Raw genomic sequence first — 19,614 nt, forward strand, 5'->3', positions numbered from 1 at the left:
CTGATGCTTGAGTGGAACTCTGAACACCGTCGATACGAGACGTCGGTTCTTGGATTTAAAGTGCATAGTGTCTTTCAGTCGATTAGTGACGCTGACCAAAATGTGTTTGGCTATGAGGCGATATGCCGAGTAGAGATGCAAGGTGCGAAGGTAAACGTTAAACGCTTCTATAAAATTCTTGAGGACTTCGGTGAGAAGTCTGAGTTTAGATTTAAGTTTTTCTTGAACATTATGCACTTGAGAAATTTTCGGAACTCGAGCATCTATGGTCGTGATCTGAAGCTGTTTCTCAATGTTACCCCATGCTTTTTTAAGTACTTTTCATACGGGAACGACTTAAACAGCTTATACCTCCCGCTAATCAAGGAGGAGCAGGTAGACTTGAGTCAAATCGTCGTGGGAATTGTTGAGGACTATTGCCCTTTAGCTGACATAGAGAGCTTACATCGAGGTACTGAATACCTCAGAAACATAGGTATTTCGTTCGCACTGGATGACTTTGGCTCTGGCTGGGCGGGTTATAGCCGCATGGCAGTCGTGAAGCCTGACTACCTCAAAGTGAGCCGTGATATGTTGATTGAATTTGCTATGAGCGGCTCTCAAGATGACAACCTTTTGGAAGAACTGAACACCATTACGACGATACAAGGTATCAAGGTGATTTTTGAGGGGATTGAGAACGTAGATAACTTACGTGCTGCGGCTCAGTATGGGGCTGATTATTATCAGGGTTACCACATAGATTTCCCTAAATCTTATCCCGTAAACATGCTAGACCAAGGTGTTGTCACGCCAGATGAAAAATTCAGGCTAAACACCTACCTCAATAAGAAAACCAGAATAACGAGTAAAAGCGCTTAAATCACCGAGTGACTGAAACCGCGCTCAAAATAACCAATCTGTCGATTTCCCTTATCTGAACTACTACTCTTCGGTTCACTAACCTCTCGTGTGGGAGGTTAGCTTTTTGGCTAGTGATATCGATATGAGTGAGTTGTATTTGAATAACTCTGGATTGAACGGTTTAGACGCTGGGGGAGGGCTATCAGTATTCTAATCGATGATTACAGTTCGTTTTCTGAATTTCTTTTTGATTTTGTTTCTGAATTGCTTTCTTGGATTAACTGAATCAATTGGCTTTTGCTGTAGGTGCAATAGGCATGGAGAAACCTCTCAACCTCTTCAGTTTCAACTTGGTTCACTCTACACGATACATATCCTTCCTTCTGATCAACACCAAGCTTAATGTTGTAGAGCTGTTGTTCTCGATCTACAAAAAGACAAGTCCCTTCACTGGTACAAATACTAACGTTGGCGTTTTCGTTTGAGTTAATCGAAGACCATAAATCATCAAATGACGCTTTGATCGCATCATAGTCTTTACGTTCCGCTACTTCGTCTTTTGTAAGAGACATCATGCAAATCTCGCTCATAGTTTTCCTCTCTATATTTACAAAAAATTCTCCTAGCATTGTTGAGGATGCTGGGAGAATCAATGTCATTCAGTTTAGATAGCGATTTACGCAGCCTTAGCGTCGTTCTTTAGCTGTTCTAGACAACGGATGAATGCACGTAGGTTACGATACACGTCTGTTTGATCATAAAACACGCCAACATTCTCTAATTCTATCGGGCCTGATACTGCGTTATCTAGCATTAGGTTATCAATTAAGCCAAAGTTTTCTAGCGTCATACCAATGCCATCCACATAGGTTTGCTCATCGACTTGCTTAGCATTTGGCAGTTGGTCTAGGTTTCTTTTTAGGAAAAGATCGGAGTTGTTGCTGTAGGCAAGTACCGTTTTACCTAGCGCTTTACCAAAGCCCATCTCATAGGCTGTACCCACATCGCAGCTCGCGCCTCTGAAAGGGGTCATGTTGGCGATGACGATATCACAGCTCTCAATAAGCTCTTCGTTAGCGCGGCCAATCTTTAAGCCATTTTGCTGAGGACTAGGTTCATTCAACTCTAGAATATTGTCGAGTGGGAAAATACCCTCGAAGCCATAAGCTTCACAAATCTTCTTCTTTTGATCACCGATTGAGACAGCGTCACTTAGAAATACTTCTGGTCCTGCTAGATAAATACGTTTCAACGTTTAACTCCTGATTAGCAACAGTGCTTGTGTTAGTGCTGATATTTTTATCTATTGGATTGTTTAAGTAATAACCGAAAGTACACGGTTTGCTAATGTGTGGTTTTGGTGTGTTTTTAGCTTTATGGTTTAAAAAGTGATTCATTAAAGCTGTTTTGCTTAAGCTCATGATTTGAATATTACTTTGAGGCTATTTCTTGTTCGTTTAAGGCGAGAACGTGACGGTGAGTAGAATGGGAGGGGGGCCTCTTGAGATACAGAAAAATCGATAGGTAATAAAAAAGCCCGAGTATGAACTCGGGCTTTGGATGTTTCTTTGTCATCGATGAGGCGACTAGATTGCCTGACGAAGTTGGAAATAGCGTCCTTGTTCGTTCAACAATGTCTCGTGAGAACCATGCTCTACAATCTCACCTTGTTCAATCAGAACGATAGAATCCATCGCTTCCAGACCGATCAAACGGTGCGTAATGAAGATAACCGTCTTGCCTTCAAAGTGCTTCTCAAACAGTGCCATGATGCTTTGCTCTGTTTGCTTATCTAGGCCTTCTGTTGGCTCATCAAGCAGCAGGATAGGGGCATCATGAAGGATGGCACGTGCAATACCAACACGGCGCTTCTCACCACCAGACAGTTGACGACCACCGTCACCTAACCAGCTATCAAGACCATCGTTCTCCAGCAGCTTTTCTAGGCCAACGTCTTTAAGAATGTTAGCTAGGTGCTCATCGTTGGCATCTGGTTTCGCAATCAACAAGTTGTCGCGTAGGCTGCCATTTAAGATGTCGACACGCTGGCTGACCACACTGATCGATTCACGCAGTTGTGACTCGTTCCATTGTGTTAGTTCAATGCCCGCGATAGAGATATAACCCTTCTTAGGATCCCAGTAGCGAGTTAGAAGCTGAATCAGTGTCGATTTACCAGAACCCGTTTGACCCACAATCGCCACTTTGTTCGTTGCCGGAATCGTTAGGTCGACAGCGTTCAGAACACTGCGCTCAGAGTCAGGGTAGTTGAACGTCACGTTTGAGAACGTAATATCAAGCGGCTTGTTGATGTCGAGTTTTTCTTCCGCGAATTGAACTTCAGGCTCGGACAGAATCACTTCATTCAAGCGACGTGCAGAAGACAGAGTCTGACCTAAATGCTGGAACGCGCCTGCGATTGGCATTAACAGTTCAAAACTTGCCATGGTTGCGAACGCCATTAGCGCAATAAACGGATCAGGTGCATTACCACCCACGCCGTCAGCCGCTAGCCAAAGCATCAGAACCAGTGTCAAACCGTTGAACAGCATCAGCGCTGCTGAAGCCATACCGGTTAGGTTAGCGTTCACAAACTGGTTCGCCATTAGCTTCTGTTGAGTTTCTAGAATCGCGTTGCGGTAACGCTCTTCTGCACCAAACAGAGTCAGTTCGCTGTAGCCTTCAATCCAATCCAGAGTGGTAACACGAAGATCCGCTTTGTTCTGCGTAAGCTCACCACCGTTACGCTTACCCAGCTTGTAGAACAAGACTGGCCAAATCAACAGCATGATAAGCAGGATAGAACCTAAGATCAGGCCTAGCGAGGTATCGAACCACATCAAGAACAGAGTCAGGAAGAAGATACCAAACACACCAACCGTCACAGGGCTTACTAAGCGCAAGTAAACGTGGTCCATGGCGTCGACATCAGCAACCAAGCGGTTCAGTAGGTCAGCGTCACGAAGGTTTGAAATACGACCTGGGATCAGCGGAGCCAGCTTCTTGAAGAAGAAGATACGTAAATCAGTCAGTAGTTTGAATGTCGCATTGTGGCTTACAACACGTTCACCCCAACGACCCGCAGTACGGCTCATTGCTAAACCACGAACACCACCGCCCGGTAGCATGTAGTTGAAGGTTTCACGTGCAATCGTCAGGCCAGCAACCGCAGAAGCTGAAATGAACCAACCCGATAGCGTTAACAAGCCAATAGAAGCTGACAGAGTAGCAAAAGCCAGTAGCATGCCTAGCGATAGGCCAAACCAATGCTTTTTATAGAGTTTCAGGTAAGGCAGTAAATCACGCATCTAAATTACCCTTATTGTCTTGTTGAGCTAAGTTCGCGTTTAGCATCTCTTCGAATAAACCACCCGCAGTCGAAAGCTGTGCGTAATGACCCTGTTCAACAAGGCCACCATCGCGCATAACCATAATGTTATCGACCGATTGAAGAGGAGCCAGTTGGTGCGTCACAAGCAGGGCAGTGCGACTTTCAATGTTGCTGTTGATGCCTTTCATTACTAGCTGCTCACTACGAGTATCTAGGCTAGCAGTAGGTTCATCAAGCAACCAGAATTGACCGTCTTGAATCATCGCACGAGCCAACGCCAAACGTTGAGATTGACCAACAGACAGGCCGCCAGAACGATCAGAAATCATGTAGTCCAAGCCATGCTCATTAACAAACTCACTAGCAAAAGATTGGTCTAGTGCGTTTTGAACCGTTTGGTCTGTAATATCTTGCTTACCTAGAGTGACGTTGTCACGGATGCTGCCGTGAAGCAACAGTGGGTTTTGACCAACCCAGCTTATGGTCTTACGCCAAGATGCCAAGTCTAAATCACGCAGTTCAATACCATTGATTTTCAAGCTTCCTTCATAAGGCATGAAACCAAGAATGGCATTAATCAAACTTGTCTTACCCGCGCCACTTGGGCCAACTAATGCCGTCGATTGTCGAGTATTCAGGGCGAACGAGATAGGGCCAACCAGTTGAACACCTTCAGGGCTCAGCACTTTCAGATCTTGAGCTTCAATATTGATGCCTTGAGCTGGGTCTAGTTGAGTGTCACCTGATTTAACCTTAGTGATGTCGGTTTCTAGGAACTCAACAATACTCTCGGCTGCGCCCACCGCTTGTTGCTTCGCGTGGTAGAAAGTACCTAAGTCACGCAGAGGTTGGTAAAACTCTGGCGCCAAGATAAGGATAAACAGACCCGCGAATAGCGTAATACCAACACCGTAGTGGCCGAAGTTAAGCTCGCCGATGTAAGTGAAACCAAAGTAAACTGCTGTCATCGCAATCGAGATAGACGTGAAGAACTCAAGCACTGCAGACGACAAGAAAGCGATTTTCAATACATCCATAGTGCGCGTTCTGAACACTTCAGATGCACCTTTCAATACTTCTGTTTCAGAGCTAGTGCGGTCGAAAAGACGAATGGTTGTCATTGATTGCAAACGGTCGTAAAAGTGACCAGAAAGACGCTGAAGCGCTTTAAAGTTCTTACGGTTTGCGTCTGCGGCTTTCATCCCCACTAATGCCATGAACATCGGTACCAGTGGCGCAGTCAGTAAGAAGATAAGGCCGGCAGCCCAGTTTACTGGGAATACTACAACCAAAATAATGAATGGAATCAGTACCGACAAAGACATCTGTGGCAAGTAGCGTGAGAAGAAGTCTTGCATGTCTTCAACTTGTTCTAGCAACAGCGTTGCCCACGTACCGGCAGGCTTACCTTTGATGTAAGCAGGGCCAAGTTCTCGAAGCTTGTCTAGAATGAGCTGCCTAATGTAGACACGGATCTGTTCACCACAGCGATAACCTGCGATTTCACGACCCCATGTACAGCCCGCACGGCCAACGACCGAGAGTGCCAAGCCAGCAAAATGACCAACCAGTTCAGATTTATCGACATTCTCGATGATCAACTGGTGAAGAATAGAGGCGAGAAGCGCTGCTTGAGCAATTAAAAACACACTTGAAAGTACGCCAAGGCTAATCGCAATCATAAGCCAGCGTTTTGCTAACTTACTTTGTTGCTTAAGCCACTTATTCAAGCTGCGTTGTTTTTTCTTATCCATTATGAAGGCTTAATGATAATTATTATTCGTTGAGGGCGGCTAGTATACAAAAGAAAGCCCAGTGGATATACCACTGGGCTTTAGGGATTTACAACAAAATGTGATGACGCCCTGCATCTACTAAGGCGAGAGCGTCGATAATCAAATCTGCAATCTCAGATTTACTTATCGTTAAGGCCATCTAGGAAGCGTTCAGCATCCAGAGCAGCCATACAACCTGTACCAGCAGAAGTGATCGCTTGGCGGTAGTTGTGGTCCATAACATCACCTGCAGCAAATACGCCAGGGATGCTTGTTTGTGTAGCGTTACCTTCCAGACCAGACTGAACAATGATGTAGTCATCTTTCATATCTACTTGGCCTTTGAAGATTTCAGTGTTCGGCTGGTGACCGATAGCGATGAACGCGCCCATTACGTCGATATCTTCTGTCTTGTCAGACTGAGTATCTTTAATGCGAACGCCTGTTACGCCCATATCGTCGCCAAGAACTTCGTCTAGCGTGCGGTCAGTGTGAAGAACAATGTTGCCGTTCTCTACTTTGTCCATTAAACGCTTAACAAGAATCTTTTCAGCGCGGAACGTGTCACGACGGTGAATCAGGTGAATTTCAGACGCGATATTAGATAGGTAAAGTGCTTCTTCAACTGCCGTGTTACCACCACCAACAACCGCTACTTTTTGGTTGCGGTAGAAGAAACCATCACACGTTGCACAAGCAGAAACGCCGCGGCCTTTGAATGCTTCTTCAGACTCTAAACCTAGGTACTTAGCTGATGCACCTGTTGAGATGATCAACGCATCACAAGTGTACTCGCCAGAATCGCCTTTAAGACGGAAAGGGCGGTTTGATAGGTCGACTTCGTTAATGTGGTCGAACAGAATCTCTGTTTCAAAGCGCTCTGCGTGCTCTTTCATGCGATCCATCAGTGCTGGGCCTGTTAAACCTTCAGCATCACCCGGCCAGTTTTCCACTTCTGTTGTGGTTGTAAGCTGACCACCTTGCTGCATACCTGTAACAAGAACTGGGTTTAGGTTTGCACGAGCAGCGTAAACTGCAGCTGTATAGCCAGCAGGGCCAGAACCAAGAATCAATAAATTACAGTGCTTTACGTCGCTCATGAGGACTCCGAAATTGAATTTGTTTTAATTTATAATCGCTTAGGATTGTATGGAAAATATGGAGGCAATAAAAGTGTAAACAAGGGCTGAAGTGTAATTAATCGTTATAGTTTAGAACTTATTCGAGACAAACGTTTTCGTGGCTGCGTTCGGTCGACTAGATGAGATATCATGCCAGTAATCAAACTTACTATACGGTGAACCTAAAGGAGTGAACTGGTAATCAAGTTAGACGATAAGACATTTGATGAGTGTACGAATGATGCTGATAAGTTGGTTTGCAGGGGCGCTGTAGAACTGCTGGCTGTGGATGTTCGGATTTGGATGATGACTAAGAGTTTACTGTTTCTTGAGGGGCAATTTTGCGGTTGGCGGAGAAATGACAGTGACCACATAAAGGTGTAGTAATGTCACTGTTAATTTAAACTAGTATCTGGTTGCTTTTATAAAACACAAAGCCTGCACTTTTGCAGGCTTTTTCATTACATTACCAAGCTATTTGGTGTTTGTGTCATTTTGGGCTTCCAACACGATTTCATTCAACTCTCGCTGCTCGCGCTTTTTTTCTTTCTCTTCTTGACGAAGTTTCTTTTTTTCCCTTTCTTCTCGGGCCTTTTTAGTGTTTTCTTTGGCATCCTCAGTAAGCCATTCTCCAATAAAACGTGCGCCTAGTGCTAGAAAAAACACAGAAGTGATGAGCACATTAGGGTAGTCAAAAACCGATACTTTGTTGTTCGGTATTATGGAGTATGTAGTAACTGCGATCACCACTAAAAATGCCCCAAACAACGCCCATTCACCAGTTCCGCATCGCTGATTTTTGAGTATTAAAGCAATAACAGCGACAACTAAAATTACCATAAATGACCAATTATTGAGTACCAACATAATCTTGTTAACGGTATCCATATTTCCTCTTTAAAATTAAATTTCTGACGGCTTTCAAAACCGCTTCGTGTTTTCAAGTGTTCAAAACGGACGCTTCGAACTCATTTGATTTCGGGCGTTCGGTTAGATAATCAACGGTTTTCAAACGCCCTAAGCCGCAACTGAACTAAGTTCATTGACTAAGTAATCCCCCAAACCATTAACTGTTAATGCTTGTAGTTTAGGAGCTATATGGCGTTTTTCATTTAAGAAATCGAGAGCACGGCGATCTCGCAGTAACTCTTGACCTCCACAGACAACCAAATATGCGTCATGCTTGGTTCTCTCAGCATCAAATGCCGTGTAACCAAGCTTTTCCATTGCTGTACCTGATGACTCTTGGAACTTAGCAACTACTTGAATAGTACTATTAGGCATATGCACGATAAAATGAGCATAGTCATTCTTACCTGCAAAAATACTCGGATACCTAACATTAGATTGGTAGGTCATAGCGGTTCCACTGTTACTCTCAGTAAAACCAAAACTAGCAAAGGTGTTTGAGATATCTCTCAATAGATCTTTTCTGCACATCGTTCTTTCCTTTCTAACTGTGCTTTTCAAGAGGGAGCCCATTAAAGACTCCCGGTAATTGTTTCTTCTATGCGCCAGGCAAAGAACGTAGATGCTGACAGACATACTCAAGACGCCCATTACGACGACGCATATAAGCACATACTTGCACTACTTTTTGACGAATACTCATCAGAGATTCCTCCCAAAAAAGATGAAAGAGGGAATTCAATGATTGAGGTGAACACGTTAGAAAGGTATGATTGCGGAACAAATCAGAGCAATCGGCCTTTCTTACAGGGCTTGAAACCTCTTAGTGTTGGGCCTTATAAGCTTACCGCGCCAACGGTGCTTATAATTCACCTCACTGTAAAAAGGCACTTTTAGTATTTTACTGAAAGTGCCTTTTTACTTTTCTTTTCGGACGCCGCGAAATGGCGTGCCATCTTGCTTAACACTCATAAAACGTCCTGTATTCGCATCACGCTTCACCCAATGCCCCGAAGGTGTTTGAGTTTGTGAACGTTCGCGAACCATCCCATGACGGCGGTTATCGCCTGCTTTACCGTTAGTAGCCACTGCTATTACTCCTCTTATTTGACAACATAGGCATCATACTACTTTGCAACTAGAATAGCAAGTGCACTTATAATAATTATAAGTGCGCAAGTGTTTATATGTATTTATAGCGAACATTGTGTATAATTAAACACATAAAACAAACAACATGATGACTGCAAAATGTACACATATAATGAATTGAAAAATTTAGATAAAAACAACGCAGATAGACTTATTTTCATCGACTTCATGCTACGTTTTACTGGTTCAATTAAACGCGTCGATATAACTGAACTGTTTAACCTTTCTGATGCTGCCGCCTCAAAAATCTTGGCCGAATATGCTAAAAAGCGACCAAACAACATGTCTTACAACCGCTCACTCAGAGTCAATACAATAGAAAAAGGCTATGAGCCGCTCATCGAGTGGAACGCAGAGATGGCAATGGGGATGCTGGCACACGGATTTAACAAGAATAAAGTTGCTGATACTGATAAAGCGATCTTGCCCTACGAAAAAATAAACACGCTCCCTCATCAGATGAACATTAATCATGTAGAGCGCATTACTAGAGCAATCAGTAGCGGCTATGCAATACAATGTAAGTACTACTCAAAAAACAGCACCAATCATTCAAGCAGAACGATTGTGCCTCTGAATATATTACATGACGGTGAGCATTGGATGTTTAGAGCTTACGATCGCTCTGAACAAAATGACTTAAGAAATAAATTTAAATTTTTCCATTTTTCGCGAATGCTAGAAGTTGAAGAACATAGAGACACTGAAGAACTAAAACAGAAGTCTCACGAAACTTTAGCTAATGACCCAGATTGGAGCGTAGAAATACCACTTTCGCTAGTAATTCATGAGGATAGACAAGAAAGTAAGGAAAGAGATGCTATACGCAAAGACTTTGGAATCGAAAATGGAAGCGATGAACTGTTTATTCTAAAAAAACCCGCTTATTTTTGGATATTGAAAAACAAATGGCATATAGATACGAGACCTCAGCAAGATATTGATAATAAAAATTGTCCAATAGCTGATAAAAAGTATTACAGGTTTAGAATTAATAATCTAAGTATGGTTAACAAGCTTCTCGAACAGCATAAATGTTTTTCTACTCTAAGTTAGGACCTGACACCACGACACGGCCACGTCATTAAGACAATAGTTAATTGCAAGGCCTTGAACTGCCCACTAAACGTAACAGCATAAAAACACGTTTTTCGTGTTTTTATGCGTCTAAAGGTATCCTCATCCCGTCTTTTAGGGCAAGGCCTAGAAAATGTAGCAGCACTGCTATCTCCTCCGTAGTGCTCTTTACACTGCTGTTACTTTTATACAGCTACAATGAATAATTGACCTTGAGGGAAGCGTTGCGGTAATTGAAACTCCAACTCACTTCGGATTATAAACGTGTTACTCATGAATACTTAGCGTTTCTGATTACGTTTTTTACCTGTAACTTACATCCATTTCCTTAGTGGTTTCCAACGCTTTATACTCTTGCTTCAAACCCCTCCCGCAACATTCCACTTCAACCATCTTCGAGACTAAAAGAACAATCAACTTACTCCCTTAAAAGAGATGAGCCATTTGGGGCGGCCGAGTTCCCCCCGAACTCGACCTGTTCCAGACGCGCAAGCAAAGGCGTGTGGATTCTGGCGTACTCATAAATTAACCAATTCCAGTTTGTTGTGTAAATAATCAATAGCTTGGCCACTGATAGGTAGGTCGTATTTCGATGTGCAAAAACATACAAATAAAGTATGTCGAAATAGGGGGATGAGGCTAGATGCCGCAGCTGGCGTATTAGTCGGTAAGCGCTGACAAAATAACAAACACAGCGCGCTAGTTAATAATATCGCTAAAATTGATTTTAAAGGTGTTTATAACTGGCTAGTGATGTGTGCTAGTTTTAAGAGCTGGTCATCTTTTATTCTGGTGTTATGCACTGCTTTTGATTTTAAAGTTGGTTTTACTATCTGAATTTTTATTTCTGGCGGGATAAATGATTGTTTATTGTTGATTTGGCAAGATCTTCAAGTATCCTTTATGTAAACAAAACGTTAAATATTGAAAGTAAATTAACAATCATTAAGGAGTCGATGATGTTACACGCTCACGAAAACACCCTACATATTACCCATCTCAGTAACCACGCGGTTAAGGAGCTGTCACCTTCTTTCTCTAAGCTACCTAGCACAGAGCACGCAGACGGACAGTACCGATTGAGAAGGTACTCTGTGGTTGAATTCAGTAATGGACAAGTCGTTGAGCTAGACAAACATAACTTCGTTCAGTCTGAAGACATCAATCACTTTCAAGGTGATGTTGTTCGTCAATTCGAGCCAATCGAAGCTCCGATTTTGAGCAGTGAAGGCATGCAAGAGATGTGTGAACTGTTTATTGAAACTAACGGGCTTGAAGACGGACAAGAAATAGAAATCCACCAAATTCGTATCGCTGCCATTTATGAAGAGACACAGGTTGCGCCAGAAGGTGTCCACCAAGATGGCTTCGACCACATCGCGTTAATTGGCGTGAACCGTCATAACATTGTTGGCGGCGAAATCATGCTGTACCAAGATTCTCATGAAGCACCGTTCTTTAGAAAAGTGCTTGAAGATGGCGAAGTCGCAATGCTTGCAGATAGTAAGCTATGGCACAACGCACAACCAATTCGCACCATAGACCACGATGAGATGGGTTACATGGATGTGTTTGTTCTAACGGCTAAGGATGCGCGCAATGTCCTTCACTCTTAATGATGTACGCCAGCAGTTCAGTGCGCTAGGCCAATACCACGACGGTAAGCCAGTTACCTTTTTTGATGGCCCGGGTGGTTCTCAGGTTCCTGAGAATGTGCTTGCGTCGATGACAGAATACCTTGGCCACTTTAACTCTAATTTAGGCGGCCACTACTTTTCGAGCCAGAAGACCACAGGCTTGATGCAGCAAGCGCGAGAGTCGGTGCAAGCCTTACTGAATGCCGAATCTTCAGGCAATGTTGTGTTTGGTGCCAACATGACCTCGCTGACATTTCAGCTTAGCCGAGCGATCAGCCGCGATTGGCAAGCAGGCGACGAGGTGATTGTTACTGCGCTAGACCACTACTCGAATGTATCGAGCTGGCAGCAAGCGGCAGACGACAAAGGCGCGATTGTTCGCCAAGTTCGTGTCGACGAGTCAGATTGCAGCCTAGACATGGCACACTTTGAGTCATTACTGAACGAGAAAACCAAACTGGTTGCCGTGACCTTTGCGTCAAATACCACGGGCTCAATTGTTGATGTCGCGAAAGTTATCGAGCTTGCACACCAACACGGCGCTCAGGTGTATGTTGATGCCGTTCACTATGCACCACACCACTTGATTGATGTTCAGCAGTTGAACTGTGACTTCTTAGCGTGTTCGGCTTACAAATTTTTTGGCCCTCACGTTGGTATTGCTTACGTGGCGCCTCAATGGCTACATACGTTACAGCCATACAAGGTTGAGCCTGCCACTAACATCGGCCCTGGTCGTTTTGAAACAGGAACGCAGAGTTTTGAAGGCCTAGCGGGTGTGATTGCTGCGGTGGATTACTTGGCACAGTTTGGTGAGCCAACCGACTCATTACGTTCTCGCCTAGAGCAAAGCTACGCGTTGTATAACAAGCATGAAAGCCAATTGAGCGAGTACTTCCTGAAACGCTTGGGCGATCTAGAAGGGGTTAAACTCTACGGTAAGACGGAGTTTGATTCGAACCTAAGAACGCCAACATTCGCCATCACCTTTGATAATCACTCACCAGAGTTCATCGCTAAGAAGCTGGGCGAGCATAATATTTGTGTGTGGAACGGACACTTCTACGCATTAGGTTTAGTGAAACAGCTGGGTATTGAAGAGCAGGGCGTAGTGCGTATTGGTTGCATGCATTACAACTCGATTGAAGAAATAGACTTACTGTTCAACGTGCTCGAGGGCATTGTTAGAAATAACTAAAAGCGGGTTACAGAATTAGAAAAGAGCATACTTCTCTCAAGAATATTGAGTCTGAAGTATGCTCTTTTTTTTAGCCTTATTTAGGGGACTCGTGTAGTTGAGTCAGTCAAGCTATAGATCCATCAAGCTATTACTCGATTAAGAAAGGTGCTCAACAATTGCGACACCTACAGCGTGTGCGCTTGTCGGGTTTTGACCAGTAATTACTCGCTCATCAACAATCACAAGCTCTTGCCAAGGTTGAACCTTGTTGAAACGTGCTGCCCCATGAGCTAGCGACTCTTCCAGTAGGAATGGAATGTCGTTGATGGTGCCAAAGTCGATCTCTTCTTCACGTGTAAAGCCAGTCACTGATTTAGAGCTCAGAAGTGTTTCGCCATTGCTCAATACGATAGGTAGCAGGGCTGCTGGGCCATGACATACTGCCGCGACAACGCCACCATCTTCATAATGCTTGGCAGCGATGCTAGCGAATTGCTCATTAGACGCTAGGTCTGAAAGCAGGCCAAAACCACCTGGGTAGAAGATCGCATCATAGCTGTCTGCATTGATTTGGCTTACTGGAATCGTGTTGTTAATGCGGTTTTGGAAGTCATCATTCGCCAAGATCTCAGCATTAACCGTATCTCCTTCAATATCAGTTCCGTACAGCGGTGCTTTGCCACCATTGATAGAAGCGATGTCGTATTCGAACCCAGCAGCCAAGATCTCTTTCAGAGCGTGGGTAAGTTCTGGAGCATAAGTGCCGTTCGCTTGATCTGTCTCGCCAAGTGTCGCGTGGTTAGTCACTGGAATTAGTATTTTTTTCATGATTCGTCCCTTTGAGCTGCTGTTCTTCTCGTTAGATGTTGGCGCTTTTCTCTAAGCACTCGTGCTTGGTGTTAACCTGTGCACTGTTACTTAGCTATCGCCGTCTTGTTACATCTAATACTAGTTCCAAATCATTTAGGTGATAATATTCTTAAAAGGCAAAACATTGTTGCTATATAGCAAAGATAAAACGCGAGTAGGTTAAGTATGGATAGCTTTGAAGGGATTAACGAATTCGTTGCGGTTGCCGAATGCCACGGTTTTTCTGCGGCCGCTAAGCAGTTAGGTCGCAGTACCAGCCATGTGAGTCGACAAGTTTCAAGGTTAGAAGAGCGAGTTGGGGTGGCTTTGCTTGCCCGTTCAACGCGCATGGTAAGCCTGACTGAGTCTGGACATACTTACTATCAACAGTGCAAAGACTTAGTGATTGGGCTACAACAAGCGAATGAGCAAGTGACGTCTCAACAGACTCAGCTGAGCGGTACATTGCGTGTTAGTGCCGCGGGCGCATTTGCCGAGAATCATGTTGCGGCAGCACTGATGGAATTTGCAAAATCTCATCCAGATCTAACCATTGAAATGAACTTCAACACCAAGATGGTGAACTTTATTGAAGACGGTATCGACTTCGCGATTCGTTACGGTCGGTTAGATGACTCAGGGCTGGTGGCAAGAAAGTTGGTTGATCGCCCAATGGCTGCGGCGGCGAGTAAAGCGTATATCGATCAATATGGCGCCCCCACTCATCCAGAACAGTTAAAACAACACAGCTGCATTATTGCCAATAGTGACCAATGGCTGTTTGAGCAAAATGGAAAGCCATTGAATGCGGTAAGAGTGCATGGTCGTTGGAGAAGTAATAATTCAAGCGCGGTACTGAAAGCTTGTGAAGAGGGGCTCGGCGTTGTGTACCTTCCTAGAAGCAGTTTTAATGGCGGGCTAACTAATGGCAAGCTGGTTCCTGTGCTAGAAGAGTATTGGGGCTCGGGTACAAGCAGTTGGATTGTTTATCAGAACCGACGCTTTCTGCCTCAGAGAGCACGGCTAGCGATAGATTTCTTGGTCTCTTATTTTTCTGATTGGGATGAGTAGTGCAGTCTAAGCTAAGAAGCCAGAAGCCAGAAGCCAGAAGCTAGGGCAGATAGAAACTAAGGAAGGCAAAAGATAGAAAACTTAATCATTACATTGCTATAGGTTATCTATTTTTGTTTTTTGGCGCGCGTAATCAGATTGAGATGCTTGTCTACTTTTGGTAACTCGTGCTAGCGATTGATTTGTAGAGAAGCGACCAACAGTACGATATACTAGATGGTATATTAATGTCCCCTGATGCTTGAAAGATTCTGTGGAAGGGTTAGTGGGATATGTTGTAATGCTCCAGTGATGAAGTATAGCTAGAGTGCGGAGTTGGTAATGTCTTCAATAAATTTCGAATCTACGTACGGCGTAATTATTATTCAAGATATGAATGTGGTTAGTGTTGATGCCAACTACGCTCGTATTTATGGGTACCAATCTCCAGAAGAGTTAATGTCCCAAATAGATAGCTTTCTTGATCTCATATCAGAAGACTTTCATGTCGCTGCCTACAAAAACTACCTTGAAACCGTCAGTGGTCAACGCGACCCTCAAGTCCACACCTTTACCAATGTGGACCGCAATGGCAGAGAGTTTACGGTGTTTTCTATTGATCATGTGACCGAATGGCAAGGAAGACCTGCATTACAGGTGACGGTGATCGATCTGAGCCCTGCGATTCAATTGCAGAATATGATGCGCAAGCAAGATCAGATGTATCAAGACATGATTATGAAATCTGGGCAGGGGATATTGGTGCACCGAGATTTCAAACCTTTGATGGTCAATCAGTCTTGGGTGAACCTGCAAGGTGGTAAGTCGATTGAGCAGGTATTGGAGCTCGATTCTATTCTCGATTTGGTACCACAACAAAATGTAGAAAGTATCTGTCAGCGTTATCAAGCGGTGATATCCGGTGAACCATCAGGCACCAGTAATGTGGTAGAGAATATTGGTTTAGATGGTGTCCATCGTTTCTTTAATATCTATGACAATGCGATTATTTGGGAAGGTCAGCCAGCCGTACAGGTTGTGCTTGAAGATGTCACCCAAAAGGTGATGTTGGAAAAACAGCTCGTGCATCAAGCGCACTACGATGAGATGACGGACTTACTCAATCGCCGGGCCATTTATGAGTGGTTTAGAGAGCACATGGCCTCTGAAAATCATCTCGTGTGTATGCTGCTTGATATAGATGATTTTAAATCGATTAATGATACATACGGTCACATGGTCGGTGACGAGGTGATTTGTGCCTTGGCCAATATTACCAAGCGTAGTGTCGAGAGTGTGGGCGGCGTCGCGGGTCGCTGGGGTGGTGAAGAGTTCATTGTCTTCATTCCGAATGCGACGGCAGAAATGTCATGTGAAATCTCTGAACAAATTCGCCAACAGTTTAATCAAGCTGAATTCAAAATTGATGAGCAGATTCGATTCAATTCGAGTGTCAGTATTGGAGTGAGCGATAGCCGTGCGTGTGAAGATGGCATGACGATTGATGCTCTGGTTAACCTCACCGATCAATCTCTTTATCGCGCTAAAGCCAATGGCAAGAACTGTGTAGATGGGGATATGGTCGCGCTCTAGTCTTTTCTCGTTATTTTTTAAAGCGGATCGTCTCATCTGAAATAAAAATGCCCTGAAGCAGAAGCCTCAGGGCATTTTTGTATCTCACTTTTCATGGTGCTCCGCTGTTTAAGCAGAAACCTCAACTTCGTAAGAACCAAATTTACGGATGTTAATCACGCCCGTATCTAGGATTAGGTATTGGCCTTTAATGCCTTGCAGCACGCCAGATACTTCAGGGTTCTTATCAAAGTTATGCGAAACAATCTTCACCGGGTGCTGTTCAACTGGGTAGCTTAGTGAAGTGATGTTCTCACTCAACACTTCGATAGCATCGTCACCGAATTTTGCTTTGATCTCTTGGATCTTATCTTCAACCAGTGGAAGCAGCTCTTTTGCTTTCTCTACCAGTTCCATGTCGTCGCCATCGCCTTTCAGCAGTGTGCGCCAGTTAGTTTTATCAGCAATGTGTTTTGCTAACTCAACTTCGATCAGGCCAGAGATTTGGCGAGTTTTTACTTTAAGGATCGGTAGGCCTTGTGTTGCGCCTTGGTCAATCCAGCGGGTAGGGATCTGCGTATGACGAGTAATACCCACTTTTAGGCTTGATGTGTTCGATAGGTAAACGAAGTGATCAACCATGCAGTTTGCTTCGCCCCATTCTGGCTCACGACAAGTGCCTTCATCGTAGTGACAAGTCTCTGGCTTCATGATGCACATGTCGCAGCTTGCCAGCTTTTTCATACATACAAAGCAGTGGCCTTGAGAGTAGCTTTTCTTCGTTTTCTTACCACAAGAGCAGCAAAAAATATTACCAGTGTGAGTTAGGTTGATGGTTTTACCAATCAGAGGGTTTAGCTCTACAAACTCTTCGCCTACAGGCAAACGGTAGGTTACCGCGCCATCCAGGGAAGCACTCATCTTCTTGAGTGTTCCTTTCGCTAATAAAGACATGACATTACTCATTGTATTTTGATTATTATTTCGTTGGCTCGCTTGCCTTGTAATCAGGCAATACGGCTAACGATGATTATGCGATGAGTATAACAAATGGTACCTGTTTTTATACGCAATATTACTTGATTCTCGACGTAAATAATCCGAATGAAATATAGGCATAAAAATATAGTATGACATTTTGTTCAGCCGTGATATAACGTTTTTCAGTGAATTATTGGCATTAAGATCACTAATTTACGTAACTTATTTTATATCGTGAAATCCCAACGATAGGGATATAAGCCGGAAGCTTAGACGTGAAGTGGATCCATAAGATAGTCATCTTTTTAGTTATCGCGACGCTTGCCATCGTGCAGTACTACCGTGTGAGCGGAAATCGCGTGATAACAGCAATTACGCCAGATAAATATGAGTTTATCGCGACCAGTGATCAGGTTGATCGAGGCGTTAGCACATCTGAATTATCGTTTGAGAATGGTCAGTACATTCTCGATTGTGAATTGAAAGAGTCTGAGTACCCTTGGCCTTACTGTGGCCTGTCGATTCGTATCAATCCAGACATCACGGTTGGTCTTAATCTATCTCAATATCACACCTTTAGAGTTAACATTGATTACCATGCGGAAGCGGATTCTAGCGGTCGTTTACGAACCTACCTGAGAAACTACAACCCTGCTTATTCGGTTCCGGATAATGAATATACGCATAAGTACAATGGCATGGAATTCTCGCCAGGTGTCGATGGGGGCGTGATTGAAATACCGATTAAGAACCTGCAAGTGATGACATGGTGGCTAGCGGATAATGACGTTGCGCTAGAGTACTCTGCTCCTGAGTATTCCAATGTAAATATGGTGGAGTTCGCGACAGCCTCGGGCGCAAAACTTGGGCATCATCGCATTGTTATTCGCAGTATCGAATTTGAAGGCTCGTACATTACCGGCGAGAGCTTGTTCCTAATCTTGCTGTTTGTTTGGGTTGGCACTGGCACCGTATTCTTAATTTCAGAGTTACACAACTCGCGCAAACGTATGGTGATTGCTGAGAAAAGACATCACCACCTAAAAAACGTTAACCGAGCGCTGAGAGAACAAAACTTTGAGTTTTCTGAAATGGCTCACCGTGATGAGTTAACTGGAATCCTTAATAGACATGCGATTCGAGACTGGCTGAAGATGCAGTCGCAACATGTTAAACAAGGCCATAGTAAGCTCAGTATGTTGTATCTCGATATCGACTACTTCAAGAGTGTGAACGACAAGTACGGCCATCAAATGGGAGACCACATCCTACGAGAGTTTAGCATGGTGGTCGGCAGTGCAATCAGCCCAACAGATAAGCTAGTCCGTTGGGGCGGTGAGGAATTTATCATCTTCTGCCCGGAAACTGAGGCAGGTGAAGCACAGAGTAAGGCGGAACGTATTCGATTATTGGTGAGCCAGCATTTATGGGTTCATGGTGACCCGCTGACATGCAGTATCGGTATTGCTGAAATGAGGCAAGAGAGGGTGACAGAGACAATCGCTCGCGCTGACGAGGCGCTCTATCAAGCTAAACACTCAGGGCGCAATCAGGTGATCTTGAGCCACTAATCTGCAAATTGTTTTGATTACTTTATAAGCCACACGTGCATATGTGACGTGTGGCGTTTTTGTGCGCGCTGTATGAGTTTACTCTCTAAAGCTTTTGTTGGTTTGTTTGGATAACGTATTGAAATGATTTCACTGTTCTTTAAATGTTTGCTTGGTGCCGCAGCGGTTTTGTTGATTGCACTGTTGTCGAAAAGTAAGAGTTTTTACATATCAGGGCTTGTCCCTCTGTTTCCTACTTTTGCCTTGATTGCTCATTACATTGTCGGCACAGAGCAAACCATGGTAGAGCTGCGTACTACCGCATTGTTTGGCCTGTTTTCTCTGGTGCCATATGCGGCTTATTTAGGGGCTGTGTATGTGTTTAGCTATCGCTATAACTTAGTGTCGACTCTGTCGCTGGCAACAGTGGTCTGGGTGCTGTGCGCCTCTATGTTGCTGATCGGCTGGACGCGTGTAGTGCCAAGTGTGGCGTGAGGGGGGCTTTTAGAACGGGAATGATTACATGATAGGGATGTAAATACCCAAACAAAAAAGGTGGCGAGGAGCCACCAAAAAGGGAAATCGTT

Annotated in this window: 18 protein-coding genes; 8 read left to right on the forward strand and 10 right to left on the reverse strand. The window is 44.1% G+C overall.

From position 1 onward, the window contains the following. Window positions 1-3: 3 nt before the first annotated feature. A complete protein-coding gene (locus tag L0991_04155; GenBank protein ID XGB63265.1) occupies window positions 4-861 on the forward strand; it encodes an EAL domain-containing protein in 858 nt (285 codons plus the stop codon). A gap of 203 nt (window positions 862-1,064) precedes the next feature. Here L0991_04155 and L0991_04160 read toward each other — a convergent pair whose 3' ends face one another. The 8 genes from L0991_04160 to L0991_04195 form a co-directional block, all read right to left on the reverse strand. After that, a complete protein-coding gene (locus L0991_04160; protein XGB63266.1) occupies window positions 1,065-1,433 on the reverse strand; it encodes a hypothetical protein in 369 nt (122 codons plus the stop codon). A gap of 86 nt (window positions 1,434-1,519) precedes the next feature. After that, window positions 1,520-2,095 (reverse strand): nucleoside 2-deoxyribosyltransferase, encoded by a 576-nt coding sequence (locus L0991_04165; GenBank protein XGB63267.1) that lies wholly within the window; start codon window positions 2,093-2,095, stop codon window positions 1,520-1,522. A gap of 334 nt (window positions 2,096-2,429) precedes the next feature. Next, complete coding sequence (gene cydC / locus L0991_04170) at window positions 2,430-4,151, reverse strand: cysteine/glutathione ABC transporter ATP-binding protein/permease CydC (protein XGB63268.1); 1,722 nt, start codon at window positions 4,149-4,151, stop codon at window positions 2,430-2,432. Then, the gene (gene cydD / locus L0991_04175; GenBank protein XGB63269.1) at window positions 4,144-5,928 is read right to left on the reverse strand and encodes a cysteine/glutathione ABC transporter permease/ATP-binding protein CydD; all 1,785 of its coding nucleotides are present in this window, start codon (window positions 5,926-5,928) and stop codon (window positions 4,144-4,146) included. The genes cydC and cydD overlap by 8 nt, the downstream gene beginning before the upstream one ends. A gap of 161 nt (window positions 5,929-6,089) precedes the next feature. Continuing rightward, window positions 6,090-7,049 carry a thioredoxin-disulfide reductase gene (gene trxB, locus L0991_04180; protein XGB63270.1) on the reverse strand — a complete coding sequence of 320 codons (960 nt, stop codon included), beginning with the start codon at window positions 7,047-7,049 and terminating at the stop codon, window positions 6,090-6,092. Window positions 7,050-7,544: 495 nt separating this feature from the next. Continuing rightward, window positions 7,545-7,958 carry a hypothetical protein gene (locus tag L0991_04185; protein ID XGB63271.1) on the reverse strand — a complete coding sequence of 138 codons (414 nt, stop codon included), beginning with the start codon at window positions 7,956-7,958 and terminating at the stop codon, window positions 7,545-7,547. Between the two features lie 129 nt (window positions 7,959-8,087). Next, window positions 8,088-8,510 (reverse strand): hypothetical protein, encoded by a 423-nt coding sequence (locus tag L0991_04190; GenBank protein XGB63272.1) that lies wholly within the window; start codon window positions 8,508-8,510, stop codon window positions 8,088-8,090. Between the two features lie 387 nt (window positions 8,511-8,897). Further along, entirely contained in the window at window positions 8,898-9,068 is a 171-nt protein-coding gene (locus tag L0991_04195) for a hypothetical protein (GenBank protein XGB63273.1), read from the reverse strand. Window positions 9,069-9,230: 162 nt separating this feature from the next. Between L0991_04195 and L0991_04200 the strand changes: the two genes are divergently transcribed. From L0991_04200 to L0991_04210, 3 genes are all read left to right on the forward strand, one after another. Next, on the forward strand, window positions 9,231-10,187 hold the full coding sequence (locus L0991_04200; protein ID XGB63274.1) for a WYL domain-containing protein: 957 nt from the start codon (window positions 9,231-9,233) through the stop codon (window positions 10,185-10,187). A gap of 980 nt (window positions 10,188-11,167) precedes the next feature. Continuing rightward, window positions 11,168-11,824 carry a 2OG-Fe dioxygenase family protein gene (locus L0991_04205; protein ID XGB63846.1) on the forward strand — a complete coding sequence of 219 codons (657 nt, stop codon included), beginning with the start codon at window positions 11,168-11,170 and terminating at the stop codon, window positions 11,822-11,824. Then, window positions 11,808-13,043: a cysteine desulfurase-like protein gene (locus L0991_04210; protein XGB63275.1), complete on the forward strand. Its 1,236-nt coding sequence runs from the start codon at window positions 11,808-11,810 to the stop codon at window positions 13,041-13,043. The genes L0991_04205 and L0991_04210 overlap by 17 nt, the downstream gene beginning before the upstream one ends. Window positions 13,044-13,181: 138 nt before the next feature. On the opposite strand, the gene L0991_04215 is transcribed toward L0991_04210, so the two are convergent. Next, window positions 13,182-13,853, reverse strand: a complete 672-nt coding sequence (locus tag L0991_04215) for a type 1 glutamine amidotransferase domain-containing protein (GenBank protein ID XGB63276.1) — start codon at window positions 13,851-13,853, stop codon at window positions 13,182-13,184. Window positions 13,854-14,060: 207 nt separating this feature from the next. Here L0991_04215 and L0991_04220 point away from each other — a divergent pair, with 207 nt between their 5' ends. Together L0991_04220 and L0991_04225 are read left to right on the forward strand one after the other, a co-directional pair. After that, window positions 14,061-14,945 (forward strand): LysR family transcriptional regulator, encoded by an 885-nt coding sequence (locus L0991_04220; GenBank protein ID XGB63277.1) that lies wholly within the window; start codon window positions 14,061-14,063, stop codon window positions 14,943-14,945. Window positions 14,946-15,266: 321 nt separating this feature from the next. Beyond that, window positions 15,267-16,517, forward strand: coding sequence for a sensor domain-containing diguanylate cyclase (locus tag L0991_04225; GenBank protein ID XGB63278.1), 1,251 nt, complete (start codon window positions 15,267-15,269; stop codon window positions 16,515-16,517). A 108-nt stretch (window positions 16,518-16,625) separates the two neighbouring features. Here the strand turns inward: L0991_04225 and L0991_04230 are convergent, their stop codons facing one another. After that, window positions 16,626-17,450, reverse strand: a complete 825-nt coding sequence (locus L0991_04230; GenBank protein XGB63279.1) for a DUF2797 domain-containing protein — start codon at window positions 17,448-17,450, stop codon at window positions 16,626-16,628. Window positions 17,451-17,752: 302 nt separating this feature from the next. On the opposite strand from L0991_04230, the gene L0991_04235 reads away from it, so the two are divergent. Next, complete coding sequence (locus L0991_04235) at window positions 17,753-19,048, forward strand: GGDEF domain-containing protein (GenBank protein ID XGB63280.1); 1,296 nt, start codon at window positions 17,753-17,755, stop codon at window positions 19,046-19,048. Window positions 19,049-19,171: 123 nt separating this feature from the next. Then, window positions 19,172-19,522, forward strand: a complete 351-nt coding sequence (locus L0991_04240) for a GlpM family protein (protein ID XGB63281.1) — start codon at window positions 19,172-19,174, stop codon at window positions 19,520-19,522. Window positions 19,523-19,614: the final 92 nt, after the last annotated feature.

This window comes from Vibrio chagasii, from assembly GCA_041879415.1.
Taxonomy (GTDB): domain Bacteria; phylum Pseudomonadota; class Gammaproteobacteria; order Enterobacterales; family Vibrionaceae; genus Vibrio.